This window comes from Paenibacillus sp. MER TA 81-3, assembly GCF_023713585.1.
In the GTDB taxonomy this organism is placed as follows: domain Bacteria; phylum Bacillota; class Bacilli; order Paenibacillales; family Paenibacillaceae; genus Paenibacillus_B; species Paenibacillus_B profundus.
This window is the reverse complement of the sequence record NZ_JAMAWB010000011.1, coordinates 191,512-203,378: the sequence shown is the minus strand read 5'-3', so window position 1 is coordinate 203,378 and position 11,867 is coordinate 191,512. Positions and strand designations below refer to the sequence as shown.

The 11,867-nt window shown below is 48.4% G+C and carries 16 protein-coding genes and 1 tRNA gene; 14 read left to right on the top strand and 3 right to left on the bottom strand.

Annotated elements, in window-relative coordinates:
• Positions 1 to 5: 5 nt before the first annotated feature.
• From mutM to M3650_RS18070, 4 genes are all read left to right on the top strand, one after another.
• A complete protein-coding gene (mutM, locus tag M3650_RS18085; protein WP_251576791.1) occupies positions 6 to 836 on the top strand; it encodes a DNA-formamidopyrimidine glycosylase in 831 nt (276 codons plus the stop codon).
• 142 nt (positions 837 to 978) lie between these two features.
• Entirely contained in the window at positions 979 to 1,734 is a 756-nt protein-coding gene (locus M3650_RS18080; protein ID WP_251576790.1) for an MntP/YtaF family protein, read from the top strand.
• A gap of 113 nt (positions 1,735 to 1,847) precedes the next feature.
• Positions 1,848 to 2,444: a dephospho-CoA kinase gene (gene coaE / locus M3650_RS18075; protein ID WP_251576789.1), complete on the top strand. Its 597-nt coding sequence runs from the start codon at positions 1,848 to 1,850 to the stop codon at positions 2,442 to 2,444.
• The gene (locus M3650_RS18070; protein ID WP_019422822.1) at positions 2,441 to 3,031 is read left to right on the top strand and encodes a lytic transglycosylase domain-containing protein; all 591 of its coding nucleotides are present in this window, start codon (positions 2,441 to 2,443) and stop codon (positions 3,029 to 3,031) included. Before coaE ends, M3650_RS18070 begins: the two co-directional genes overlap by 4 nt.
• Before the next feature lie 60 nt (positions 3,032 to 3,091).
• Here the strand turns inward: M3650_RS18070 and M3650_RS18065 are convergent, their stop codons facing one another.
• Positions 3,092 to 3,313: an alpha/beta-type small acid-soluble spore protein gene (locus M3650_RS18065; RefSeq protein WP_019422823.1), complete on the bottom strand. Its 222-nt coding sequence runs from the start codon at positions 3,311 to 3,313 to the stop codon at positions 3,092 to 3,094.
• Between the two features lie 123 nt (positions 3,314 to 3,436).
• On the opposite strand from M3650_RS18065, the gene nrdR reads away from it, so the two are divergent.
• The gene (nrdR, locus tag M3650_RS18060; RefSeq protein WP_019422824.1) at positions 3,437 to 3,913 is read left to right on the top strand and encodes a transcriptional regulator NrdR; all 477 of its coding nucleotides are present in this window, start codon (positions 3,437 to 3,439) and stop codon (positions 3,911 to 3,913) included.
• Between the two features lie 98 nt (positions 3,914 to 4,011).
• Here the strand turns inward: nrdR and M3650_RS18055 are convergent.
• Positions 4,012 to 4,087: transfer RNA gene (locus M3650_RS18055), tRNA-Ala, on the bottom strand.
• Positions 4,088 to 4,143: 56 nt separating this feature from the next.
• Positions 4,144 to 4,410, bottom strand: coding sequence for a hypothetical protein (locus tag M3650_RS18050; RefSeq protein ID WP_311295098.1), 267 nt, complete (start codon positions 4,408 to 4,410; stop codon positions 4,144 to 4,146).
• A 308-nt stretch (positions 4,411 to 4,718) separates the two neighbouring features.
• On the opposite strand from M3650_RS18050, the gene M3650_RS18045 reads away from it, so the two are divergent.
• The 9 genes from M3650_RS18045 (at position 4,719) to M3650_RS18005 (ending at position 11,810) form a co-directional block, all read left to right on the top strand.
• Positions 4,719 to 5,630, top strand: a complete 912-nt coding sequence (locus tag M3650_RS18045; RefSeq protein ID WP_251576788.1) for a helix-turn-helix transcriptional regulator — start codon at positions 4,719 to 4,721, stop codon at positions 5,628 to 5,630.
• Between the two features lie 135 nt (positions 5,631 to 5,765).
• The gene (locus tag M3650_RS18040; protein ID WP_019422827.1) at positions 5,766 to 6,740 is read left to right on the top strand and encodes an N-acetylglucosamine kinase; all 975 of its coding nucleotides are present in this window, start codon (positions 5,766 to 5,768) and stop codon (positions 6,738 to 6,740) included.
• Between the two features lie 76 nt (positions 6,741 to 6,816).
• Positions 6,817 to 8,127 (top strand): 6-phospho-beta-glucosidase, encoded by a 1,311-nt coding sequence (locus M3650_RS18035; protein ID WP_019422828.1) that lies wholly within the window; start codon positions 6,817 to 6,819, stop codon positions 8,125 to 8,127.
• 219 nt (positions 8,128 to 8,346) lie between these two features.
• On the top strand, positions 8,347 to 8,748 hold the full coding sequence (locus tag M3650_RS18030; RefSeq protein ID WP_019422829.1) for a phage holin family protein: 402 nt from the start codon (positions 8,347 to 8,349) through the stop codon (positions 8,746 to 8,748).
• Between the two features lie 351 nt (positions 8,749 to 9,099).
• Positions 9,100 to 9,477, top strand: a complete 378-nt coding sequence (locus tag M3650_RS18025) for a cupredoxin domain-containing protein (RefSeq protein WP_019422830.1) — start codon at positions 9,100 to 9,102, stop codon at positions 9,475 to 9,477.
• A gap of 100 nt (positions 9,478 to 9,577) precedes the next feature.
• On the top strand, positions 9,578 to 10,006 hold the full coding sequence (locus M3650_RS18020) for a DUF86 domain-containing protein (RefSeq protein ID WP_251576787.1): 429 nt from the start codon (positions 9,578 to 9,580) through the stop codon (positions 10,004 to 10,006).
• A gap of 82 nt (positions 10,007 to 10,088) precedes the next feature.
• Positions 10,089 to 10,724, top strand: coding sequence for a helix-turn-helix transcriptional regulator (locus M3650_RS18015; RefSeq protein WP_251576786.1), 636 nt, complete (start codon positions 10,089 to 10,091; stop codon positions 10,722 to 10,724).
• Positions 10,725 to 10,905: 181 nt separating this feature from the next.
• Complete coding sequence (locus tag M3650_RS18010; RefSeq protein ID WP_251576785.1) at positions 10,906 to 11,319, top strand: hypothetical protein; 414 nt, start codon at positions 10,906 to 10,908, stop codon at positions 11,317 to 11,319.
• A gap of 53 nt (positions 11,320 to 11,372) precedes the next feature.
• Positions 11,373 to 11,810, top strand: coding sequence for a YtxH domain-containing protein (locus M3650_RS18005; protein WP_251576784.1), 438 nt, complete (start codon positions 11,373 to 11,375; stop codon positions 11,808 to 11,810).
• Positions 11,811 to 11,867 lie beyond the last annotated feature (57 nt).

Sequence of the window (11,867 nt, the reverse complement as noted above, 5' to 3'; positions counted from 1 at the left end):
ATATTATGCCGGAATTACCGGAAGTAGAAACAATCAAACGAACGTTAAACACATTGGTCGCGGGGAAGAAGATCGAACGGGTCACCGTATCCCTCGCTCGGATTATTCAGCGGCCAGCCGATATAGATCAATTTTGTGACGCATTATGCGGACATACGGTACAGCAGGTTGAGCGCCGCGGGAAATTTCTGCGCATTCTGCTCGACGGTCTCGTACTCGTCTCTCATCTTCGCATGGAGGGACGCTACGGCGTCTTTGCATCAGACGAACCAGTGGAGAAGCACACGCACGTCATTTTTCATTTTGACGACGGTACAGAGCTGCGATACAAGGATGTCCGCCAGTTCGGGACGATGCATTTGTTCAAGCCAGATGAAGAATGGACGCTGCCGCCGCTTCATAAGCTAGGAGTAGAGCCTTTGTCCGATGGCTTCACCGTTGAGCAGTTCGCTGCGGCCATGCGCAAGCGGCGCAGCTTTATTAAGCCTGTTTTGCTTAACCAGCACGTTGTCGTGGGCATTGGGAATATCTATGTGGATGAGGCGCTGTTCCGCGCTGGAATTAATCCGCTCCGTCCTGCCGATCAATTGTCGGACGAGGAGTATGCCAGCTTGCATGAAGCGATTATCGCTACACTTCAGGAAGCGGTGGAGGCAGGCGGCTCCTCTATCAAGTCATACGTGAACGGACAAGGTGAGATGGGGATGTTCCAGCACCAACTGCAAATGTACGGCCGGGAAGGCCAGCCTTGCATTCATTGCGGTACCATTATTGAGAAGACCGTAGTCGGCGGGCGTGGCACGCATTACTGCCGGTTGTGCCAAAAACAATCATAACCCACTGAATGTTGAGTTGATCAAGTGATATAGCTTACGTATGCACTCTTATCCGCTCCTGCCCATATGATGGATGTATATCATCGGTGGCCTCCGATATGCTCCATCGCTGTCGGTGTCCGCCAGGCGGGGAGGAACTGTGTTGCTCATTCAAGTAGCGTCTATGCTGGTATTGGCCTTTGCGTTAAGCTTGGACAGCTTCGGAGTAGGAATGACATACGGGCTGCGCAAACTTCGCATCCCTTGGACGTCTATCGTCATTATTTCATTATGCTCTGGATTGGTCATTTTGGTGTCGATGCAGGTCGGCGCCCTGCTCGTTCAATACGTCTCCGCATCAACTGCACAGTGGATTGGCTCCGTCATCTTAATCGGAATTGGATGCTGGGCGATTGTGCAGCTGCTGCGATCGCGTGCGGGCGACATCGCTGTAATCTCGTCAGCAACTTGTGGTGAGAGTAGATGCAGCCATGTCCGGACGAAGGAAGAAGGCTGCGGCAACGATACGACCGGAGCTTTGAATCCAGATACAGCCGATTCGAATCCGGAACCGCGGCCCGTCTTCCGCATCCAATTGCGGAGTCTCGGCCTTGTCATTCAGATTTTGCGTACGCCTAGCGCTGCGGATATGGATCGTTCCGGTACGATAAGCTCCTCGGAAGCGGCATGGCTGGGCGTCGCTTTGTCTCTGGACGCGTTCGGAGCAGGAATTGGAGCGGCTTTGCTCGGTTATCCGCCATTCGCTACAGCGCTTATCATCGCGTTGTTCAGCGGCACTTTTTTACGAATCGGGTTACAAGTGGGCATCGCTTGCGCTCAATTCAGCTGGATTGGGAAATTGACGTTCATACCGGGGGTGATGTTAATTATGATGGGGATTATAAAGCTGTTCTCCTAGAGGTTGTTCAAAATGTCCCCTTTTGATTCACAAAGCATCTTTTTGAACATGAACGCTTAGGAAACTTTTACAGATATGAATGAAGTACAGCAAAATATAAACGAGGTGAAAGCATGAACATCGGATTAACCGGCGGGATAGCGTCGGGGAAAAGCACCGTCTCTAACCTGCTTGTGGAACGGGGCGCTCTGCTTGTTGATGCTGATCGGATTGCCAGGGAGGTTGTCCTTCCTGGCAGCCCCGTTCTGGACAAGATTGCGGAGCTGTTCGGAATGGACATGCTTCTTGAGGACGGCTCTTTAGACCGCAAGCGGTTGGGGGAGGTCGTATTCGCTAGCGAGGAGCAGCGCAAAGTGCTGGAGGGAGTTACTCATCCGGCCATCCGGCATGAAATGATAGCACAAATGAGCAGGTTGGAAGGGGAGTACCCTGATAAGCTCGTTGTGGTGGACGTGCCGTTGCTATACGAATCGGGTCTGACGGAAATGTTTGAATCTGTAGTCGTCGTATATGTTCCGAAGGAAATCCAACTTCAGCGCCTCATACAGCGGGATGGAATTGACGAGGTACAAGCGGAGCGCCGATTGCAGTCGCAATGGGACATTGAAGAGAAGCGCAAGCTTGCCGATGTCGTCATTGATAACAGTAAAGGACTTGAATATACGGAGCAGCAAGTTGAACGTTTCTGGTCGCAGAAAGGATTGTTATGAACCGTGTTATGAAGGTTCTGCGCAAGAAAAGAGTGTTGTTGTCGCTTTTCTTGGGCTTGTTGTTTATTTTGTTCGTTCAATCCCAATGGTTGGGGCGTTGGATGTATCCGATTCCTTACGAGAACGAAATACGCAAGCATGCGGCAAAGTATAAGGTCGACCCGCTTCTCGTGGCGGCGATCATTCGAGTGGAAACGAATTTCCAAGCCGGGCGTGAATCCCGTAAAGGAGCGATTGGCGTCATGCAGCTTATGCCTGAAACAGCGACCTGGGCGATGGAACAGTTACAGTTGCAGAGGCACTGGACGATGGATGAGCTGAAGAACGAGGTTGATCCCAGCATTCATTTAGGAACGTGGTATTTAAATTCCCTGTACAAGCAATTCAACGGAAATTGGATTGCTGCCATTGCCGCATACAATGCGGGTCCAGGAAATGTGAACAAATGGATGCGAACGCAAGTGTGGGACGGCCAATATGAAACAGCCAAAAATCAAATACCATATGGAGAAACGAAGTTGTATGTTCAACGAGTCATCCATTATTATGATAAATATAAAGATATTTATCCGACACCATTGAAATGACAAAGAAGCATCGGACGAGCCGATGTTTAAATCACCGCTTGAGCCGATGCTTCTTCTAACTTATTTGTATTGACCTGCAAGTTGCTGCTCAGCCATTTGTACAAGACGTTTCGTGATGTATCCACCGATCGAGCCGGTGTCACGAGTCGCCATGTTGCCATAGTACCCGTCTTGCGGGATGGCAATACCCAATTCTTGAGCGATCTCGAACTTCATTTGCTCGAGTGCTGCCGTTGCTTGTGGTACAACCAGGTTGTTGCTGGAACGATTGTTTTGGCTCATATCTATTCACCTCCTTGCGGTTGGTAATTGTATTGTGCGCATTCTTGTAAAGTTCATTACAGGTAACGATTGGGATTTTCATCAAATTGATTAACATCAGGCGTAAAGGACGGAGGAAATGAAATGAAGTGCCCCTATTGCGATCATTTAGGAACCAAGGTGCTCGATTCTCGTCCGGCGAATGATAATAAGTCTATTCGCCGCAGGCGTGAGTGCGAGCTGTGCAGCCGACGCTTCACAACATTTGAGATGGTAGATGAGACGCCTCTTATCGTCATTAAGAAAGGCGGGAGCCGGGAGGAGTTCAGCCGGGACAAGATGCTGCGCGGGCTCATTCGGGCATGCGAAAAGCGGCCGGTATCGGTAGAACGGCTGGAGATGATTGCTTCGGAAGTGGAGAAGCAGTTGCGCAATACGGCGCATGCCGAAGTGGAGAGCCGCATTATCGGCGAGCTGGTAATGGAGCAGCTGTATCCGGTTGATGAGGTCGCTTATGTCAGATTTGCGTCCGTATACCGGCAATTCAAAGACATTAATATGTTCATGAAGGAATTGAATCATTTACTATCCAAAAATTCTTTGGGAGAACATCAAGAATAACAACAAATGTAAGAACCCGAGGAAGCAGGGGTTCTTTTTTTGTAAGCAAACACAAAAAAGACACCTCGTTAAGAGATGTCATCGAGTATAACATGGATTGGTGGAGCCAAGGGGGCTCGAACCCCTGACCTCTTCGCTGCCAGCGAAGCGCTCTCCCAGCTGAGCTATGGCCCCGTTCACCTGTTATATTGTACCATGCACAGTATTAAAAATGCAATAGGACAAATTTCTTATTCAGCAAGCATTTCAGGTAAATTCACTTGGCTGTCAATTTGATCCGCGAATCGATTCAAGCATTTGCAAATAAAGTCTTTCCGGCAAATCGGACAAGGAATCGTCAGTAAACGGCTAATGCTTTTCTCGCCATGGTTATAGAACACACGGCACAGCGTACCATCTTGCAGCTTCACTTTTACCTGATAAAGTTTTTCGGAATCGTTGCGTTCGATTAACGTTTTTTCCTTTACAATCGGTTCATAGGTCACGTTTCGTTTCACCTGCATCCTTAAATTTTTCGCAAGTAACATATTATGTTTTTTGAGTGTCTTTGTCAATTTAAATTATAACATCCTGAAGGCAAAGTTATTACTGGCGGATTATTGAATACGTGAGAAAATACGAAAAACGAAGGAAAAAGTCGTAAATCACGTATTGGCACATTTTTTTTGAAGTGCAATTTTCCATGCAAGTCTCGAATAGGTCTCACCCATTTATACCCGGCGGAAATTGCGGTCATCCGTATTTTTTGTTGTAATGGATATATGAGAATGCGATGAGTCTTGCAGGAGGGAGGGTATCAAGTATTATGGAACTTTTCAATGAGACAGAATGGATGACCCGAACGGACACACCACAGACCATCATCCGTGATCTTATTAATTTGCCTGATTCATTTCCGTTCATGGCCGCAACAACAGAAGGTGTCAGTCCCGGCTCTCAGCGATTGCATTGGCACCGGGAACTGGAGATTAACTACATTCGCAGAGGCCGTGGGTTTTATTTAATCAATGGGGTGAAGTATCACTTTCAGGAAGGGGACATTTTACTAATTAACGCTCATGACCTGCATCGCGCCTTCGAAACGGACAACCTTACGATGGACGTGTTCATGTTCGACCAGGCACTTCTCGCCATGGAGCTCCGTTATGATCACGATGTGTTGCGTCCATTTCGCGAAATGGGCGTACAGTTTACGAACCTGCTAAGCCGACAGCATCCTGCAATTCCGCAGCTAGTCGATATTTTGCAGGATATTACGCTTGAGATGGACCGGAGAGACACTTCCTATCCTTCTGTGGTTCACGCGCAATTGACCCGATTTCTCGCATTGGTGAACCGTCATTTTTCCGTATCGGATGCCAATCCCGCACCTGTCAAGCATCGTGGCATGCATGCGCTCAAAGAAGTTATCCGTACGATGGAGCTGCATTTATCTTACCAATGGACATTGAAGCAGCTTGCGGATTTGGCTCATCTGAGTCCTTCTCGTTTTAGTGCTTTATTCCAACAGGCTGTCGGCACTTCGCCGCTTGACTACCTTATCCAGCTGCGCTTGACCCATGCGGCTTATTTATTAGAATCCTCAGACGAGAAGATAATTGATGTCGCAGAAGAATGCGGCTTTCGAAATTTATCCAACTTCAATCGCTTGTTCAAGCAGCATTACACAATGTCACCCAGTGAACTTCGTCAGCAAAGACAATTGAATAAACAGTAAGATTGTATTAGTTTTTGCGAAATTAGTAGTAGTCTATCTTTGAAAAAAAGGTGTAAGGTAACTATAAAGCGTTGTATGCGCATTCAGCGATTGTCGCAGGGGCGCCGAACAAAACCGGAGATAGGAGAGGAACTGATGAGCATCTACTTGGGAGTGGACGCTGGAGGCAGCAAAACACACGCCCTACTAATTGACGCACATGGAAATGTATTAGGTAAAGGATTGGCTGGCAACGGCAATCATCAGATCCACCGTGACATTGCCGCGCGCAATATACGCCTTGCTTGTGACGCGGCACTTGAATCGGCCAATCTGACTAAGGACGACGTTACGTTTGCCTATTTCGGGCTTGCCGGTGCGGATCGGGAGCCGGATTACACGATTTTGCGTCCGATGATTGCGGAGCTTGGCTATGAACGCCATGCCATTGCGTGCGACACGATGATCGGAATGCGAGCAGGCACGAACCGTCCGTACGGTGCGGTTATCATTAGCGGATCGGGCTTCAACAGCGCTGCTCGCAACCGGAATGGGCAGGAGCTGCAATACGGCGGTTTCGGTCATATGTACGGCGACGGCTTCGGCGCAGGCTCGAGCTTGGCTGTATTAGCGTTTCGTGCGGTCATTCGCGCATGGGACGGACGAGGAGAAGCGACGAAGCTGACCCCAATCATACTTGAACAGTTAGGCTACAGCTCAGTGGATGAGATGTATACCGATGTGCTGGATAACGTTCAATCTGTCCCCAGGGACCTAGTGAAAGCACTGTTCCTAGCGGCGGCAGAGGGAGATGCTGTGGCGCTCCGCATATTGGAGGAGGAAGGTACAGAGCTCGGCAATGCCGTTAACGCGCTCATACGACGCCTTCACATGACAGAGGCAGCCTTTGATGTTGTTCTGATCGGCAGCGTATTGACGCGGGGACAAGGGCCGTATTTTATTGAAGCCATCAGCCGTATGGTGAAGACGGCTGCGCCATACGCTCGCTGCGTGCGACTCGAAGCGGATCCGGTCATCGGAGCAGTGCTCAGTGCAATGGATGAAGACGGCATGACGATCAGTCCGGAATTGGACGCTCGTCTGAAATCATTCGCTTTTCATGAAGGCTAAAGCTTCACCTCAAAGTTAAAGCGATTATCTTTCGATTATCATTATCAATTTGTATTGAAATGAGGAGGTCTTTGCAATGGGAGAACAAGCAGGCTTGAAAGTAGCAGTCATCGGTGGCGGTTCCTCTTATACGCCGGAAATTGTAGAAGGATTTATTAAAAATTATGAACAAATGCCGATTCGCGAGCTATGGCTCGTCGACATTGAAGCAGGCAAGCATAAGCTCGACATCGTAGGCAATCTTGCCAAACGCATGGTGAAAGAAGCGGGCGTGCCGATCGATGTGCATTTGACGTTGGAACGCGAACGCGCGATTGAAGGCGCTGACTTCGTGACCACTCAGATGCGTGTCGGCTTGCTAGAGGCGCGCAAGCGTGATGAGCATATCCCAATCATGCACGGTGTTATCGGACAAGAGACGACTGGCCCGGGCGGAATGATGAAGGCGCTGCGCACCATTCCAGTACTTCTGGACATTTGCCGCGATATTGAGCGCTTAGCCCCAGAGGCATGGATGCTGAACTTTACGAATCCTGCCGGAATCGTGACGGAAGCGGTGACAAAGCACAGTCGTGTTCGCTCAATCGGCCTGTGCAACTCACCGATTAATTTCAAGAAATTCTTGGCGGAACAATACGGTGTAACCGAAGCCGAAGTGCTGCCTGAATTTGTCGGTATCAACCATCTGCACTGGGTCACTTCCGCAGCGGTGAAAGGGGTAGAGAAACTGCCGGAGCTGCTGGATGGCGGCAAAACTTATACAGCAACGAACGTGCCGACTCTAGGATGGGATGCTGAGTTCCTGCGATCACTGGGAGCCATTCCGACGTATTATTTGAAATATTTCTACATGACCGATGTTATGTTCGACGAAATGCAGGAAGCGTTATCGAAGGACGGCACGCGTGCCGATGTCGTCAGCCGCGTTGAAGCGGAATTGTTCGAGCTGTACAAAGACGAATCGCTGCGCGTAAAGCCGAAGCAGCTTGAACAGCGTGGTGGAGCCTATTATTCGGAAGCGGCCGTTAACCTAATGAACTCGCTCTACACGGATAAACATGATATTCAAACGTTGAACGTGTCCAACGGCAATACATATGATTTCTTGCCTGCGGATGCAAGTATCGAGGTGAATTGCGTCGTAACGGCGCAAGGACCGATTCCGCTGCCGCCAAGACGGGTGCCAGAGCATATTAAAGGATTGCTGCATGCGGTGAAGACTTATGAGCAGTTGACCATTGAAGCGGCGGTCAGCGGCGACCGCGGCATAGCACTGCAAGCGATGGTTCATCATCCGTTAGTTCCTTCGGTATCGGTAGCCAAGACGCTCTTGGATGAGATGCTGGAAGCGAATCGGGCTTACTTGCCGCAATTTTTCAAATTATAAAATAGTTAATACAGTCGAGAAGACCTTGCAGATTGGTTGTGGGCAATAATACCCAGGTTAATTGGGTTGCTGCACGATTATGCGAGGTCTTTTTTTGTGTTGTGAGAAGCATGCATCTACCACGCTTTCACATGTAAGTTGACGTAGTATACGTGCCGACACCGTGTGGACAAGGTCACGCATACAATAGAATATCCCGCGTTAGAGGAGGATACGTCTATGAGATTGATCGTTATTAACATCATCTGCGGGGTATGCGGCATCGTATTGGCATTTTTATTCGGAGTGTGGAGTCATTTGCTCACTTTATTTATGGTAGCGATAGCGATAGATTATATTTCCGGTATCGCCGCATCGCTAAAACAAAATAAAGGATTAAGCAGTAGGGTCGGTTTTTGGGGCCTTGCCAAAAAAGGCTTGATGCTGCTTATCGTCACATTGGCTCATCACATGGACATGCTGTTCGGGACAAGCTGGATCAAAGACGGAACCATCAGCTTTTATCTTGCGAACGAGCTCATTTCCATTACTGAGAATTATGCACGACTAGGCTTGCCGCTCCCTCCAAAAGTAAAAAACATTATCGCTTCTTTAAAATCGGATTCCAATGAACCTAAATAAGCTGTCATGATGATGCAACCAACTAATGCAGACATGATGGGACTGTGAGTTCACGAGCTCTAACTCATCATGTCTTGTTAATTTCTTATGGCGATAAAACCTAAAATTCGCGAGAAAAAACATAACAGCCCAGGATCTGAAGGTATGAGAAACGGGCCTTATCAGAGGTGCTCTCAAGCTTTATTGAATGAAAAAGGAATTACTTACATAATCTAACCTCATTTCGTTCAATGTTTCGTCACAAATTGGAAAAATGATTCCGAAATATTCAAGTTTATATTGAGAGAAATAGGAAACATTTTGTAATATGTAAGGTGATGAATGTAACTGACAAAGGGGCGTAGAGCATTTATGCAGAAATGGACGATGTTCATATTGTTCAGCGTCGCGTGCTTGTTTGCCGCCGGATTGATGCTGTTCAACATGCCGCAACCTGAAGCAGAGGAAGCAGCTCCGGAAGGTGTTCAGCTTGTTAAGATTGTAGCGACCAATGATTTTAAGTTCGACCAAGCGGAATATAAGGTTAAAGCCGGGGAGAAAGTTCGCTTGAAGCTAGTGAACAAATCCGGTTTCCATGGAGCAGGCATTAAAGATTTCGACATCGATCTCAAGGATGGTCAGATGGAGAAAGACGTCGTGTTCGACAAGCCAGGAAAATATGTAATTCATTGTTCTGTCATGTGCGGCACGGGTCACGACGATATGAAATCTTTTTTGGTCGTTGAATAAACCAAGCTGAATGGACAAGAGAAGGGGCTTTTAGCTCCTTTTTTTGTGTCTGAATGCGCAAGAATCAATATATATCCAACATCGAAGGAGGATCCAGAATATGTACTATGTCAATACAGAGCAAATTGATGAGCGGTTAACGTTCATTCCAAAAGTCGTTCAAGCTGTAACTGAAATTAATAATCGTTGGGATGGAAGTTTATACGTGTCCTTCGCACAGGAACGGGCACTGCATATCGCCATTGAGATTGTGACGGATGTCGGCAGTTTGTTAATTGACGGCTTTCTCATGCGGGATGCGAGCAGCTATGAAGATATCGTCGATATATTGGTTCAGGAGCAGGTCGTATCTTCTTCGCATCACGACTCCCTTCTCCGATTGGTGCGCCTGCGTCGAGCGTTGGTGCAGCATTACACGGAGTGGGAACGAAATGACATCCATCCAGTGCTGCTGGAGCTCCCGGACATGCTACCGAAATTCGGAGAATCAGTCCTGCGGTTCATTGCCAAGGAAATGCATCTTGCCTAAAGTTGGCGTGTCCTTGTTGTCTATACGAACATGATACGTTACAATGACGATACGATGACAACCAAGGTTAAGGTGGTTAAAATTGAAACAACCGGAACGTAAAGTGACAACGCGTCAGAAGCTGCTTACTTTGCTGAAGACGAACGGCTCCATGTCCGTGGCCCAGCTCGCGAAGGAGCTTGGTATGACAGAGATGGGTGTCAGAAGACATCTTTACGCGATGCAGCAGGAGCATTTGCTAGTGACGGACATGGTTCGCCAGCCCATGGGCAGGCCTTTGCAAATGTACCGCCTTTCTGATAACGGGAACGAGCGGTTCCCGAAGCAATATCATCAATTGATACTTGATTTGTTGAAGGAAATGGAATCATGGCAGGAGAAAAGTGGGGTACAGCGCCTATTTGAAGGACGGAAGCAATCGCTTTTGGAAAAATACGCTCCACAGCTCAGTCAGAAATCGTTCGACGAACGTGTGCAGGCTCTGGGCAACATTCAAGATATGAACGGATATATGGTGGAAACGGAGCCGGTAGATGACGGCAGCTGGCTGCTTCATGAGTACAACTGTCCGATAGCCCAAGTGACTCAACTATATAAAGAACCGTGCGCGTGTGAATTGGCGTTGTTTCGCGATTTACTGGAAGCTGATGTGGAACGAACGGAGTGCTTGGCTGAGCAAGGACAGCGTTGTACTTATCGAATTAAGCGGCGGTTATAAAAAGAAAGTTATAAAAAGAAAGCCGGGATTCAAATTCATCCTGGCTTTTTTCTTTTGTGAGCGGACATGCTTGATAAAAAAGGACGGCCCTTCCTGTGTCAAGACGAGCCCAACTTTCTTATACTGTCATTACGACATGGGCATTCGTCCTGGTCGATGCCGCAATCCGAGGAGGCACACGATGATAACCTGGAGCATTTGTATCGCCGCAATCGCTTGGACTGCTTTATGTATTGCCGCGATTGCGCTTATCTGTCGCAGCTGGCGCAGCCTGACCAAGGTGGATGCCGGCATGGAAGAAGGCCGCAGGCTGATTGAACAGCTTCGAGAGCTTACCCGCCGAGCAGAGAAGATGTTGAATCAAGCGGAACAGACAGGCGACACGATCAAGGAGTGGTCCGATACGCTGCATGAATTGCATAAACGGGTTGGACGGTGGAATAAAGCCCTCGGCAGATGGTCTCAGCGGGCGTATTCTGGAATCGGCACTGCGAGGGAAGCAGATGAACGACGCGAGCCCGATACGCAGCTTTGGCTGGACATTTTATTTAAACTGTGGAGTGAGATTCGATCCCGTCGCGCCCGTGCATCGTAATCTTCTTCGGATGTGCAGCAAGGATGAATGCAATAGAAGGAGGAACTAACAAAATGGCGAAAGCAAATAAAACATTCTGGATTGGCGCGTTAATCGGCGGAGTGCTCGGTTCGGTGTCCGCACTTCTCTTGGCTCCCAAATCAGGCCGTGAATTGCGTCAAGATATTGCTGAAGGAGCACAGCAGGTCAGCGAGAAGACACAGCATTTGGCGAAGCAATTTGGGGAACATTCAGGAGAACTATTAACGACGGCGAAAGAGAAAGTCGTCGCTATCAAGCAAGGCTGGAGCGAGTGGAAACAGGACGGAGCGGAAGAGGATGAGAAGGTTATGGTCACTGCGGTTAAGGAGATTACTGCAGAACAAGTCACGGATAGCTTAGCAGAGCAACATGAGGATAATATATCGGGGCAAACCAACGAGAACGTCAGTCACAGTGAGGAATCTGTTAGCCAAGCGGAGACGGAGCACGAGTTAATTCATCAATCTTGACACCGGTGCTATGAGAGCGAAGAAGTCCCTTCATACAACCATTCGCGCCCGGTTGCG

What these genes read in the sequence shown, in the direction of transcription:
- M3650_RS18020 (WP_251576787.1), top strand. Translation starts at nt 9,578, where the DNA reads ATGTACTATGTCAATACAGAGCAAATTGATGAGCGGTTAACGTTCATT.
- M3650_RS18010 (WP_251576785.1), top strand. Translation starts at nt 10,906, where the DNA reads ATGATAACCTGGAGCATTTGTATCGCCGCAATCGCTTGGACTGCTTTA.
- mutM (WP_251576791.1), top strand. Translation starts at nt 6, where the DNA reads ATGCCGGAATTACCGGAAGTAGAAACAATCAAACGAACGTTAAACACA.
- M3650_RS18030 (WP_019422829.1), top strand. Translation starts at nt 8,347, where the DNA reads ATGAGATTGATCGTTATTAACATCATCTGCGGGGTATGCGGCATCGTA.
- M3650_RS18025 (WP_019422830.1), top strand. Translation starts at nt 9,100, where the DNA reads ATGCAGAAATGGACGATGTTCATATTGTTCAGCGTCGCGTGCTTGTTT.
- M3650_RS18065 (WP_019422823.1), bottom strand. Translation starts at nt 3,313, where the DNA reads ATGAGCCAAAACAATCGTTCCAGCAACAACCTGGTTGTACCACAAGCA.
- M3650_RS18040 (WP_019422827.1), top strand. Translation starts at nt 5,766, where the DNA reads ATGAGCATCTACTTGGGAGTGGACGCTGGAGGCAGCAAAACACACGCC.
- coaE (WP_251576789.1), top strand. Translation starts at nt 1,848, where the DNA reads ATGAACATCGGATTAACCGGCGGGATAGCGTCGGGGAAAAGCACCGTC.
- M3650_RS18045 (WP_251576788.1), top strand. Translation starts at nt 4,719, where the DNA reads ATGGAACTTTTCAATGAGACAGAATGGATGACCCGAACGGACACACCA.
- nrdR (WP_019422824.1), top strand. Translation starts at nt 3,437, where the DNA reads ATGAAGTGCCCCTATTGCGATCATTTAGGAACCAAGGTGCTCGATTCT.
- M3650_RS18070 (WP_019422822.1), top strand. Translation starts at nt 2,441, where the DNA reads ATGAACCGTGTTATGAAGGTTCTGCGCAAGAAAAGAGTGTTGTTGTCG.
- M3650_RS18035 (WP_019422828.1), top strand. Translation starts at nt 6,817, where the DNA reads ATGGGAGAACAAGCAGGCTTGAAAGTAGCAGTCATCGGTGGCGGTTCC.
- M3650_RS18005 (WP_251576784.1), top strand. Translation starts at nt 11,373, where the DNA reads ATGGCGAAAGCAAATAAAACATTCTGGATTGGCGCGTTAATCGGCGGA.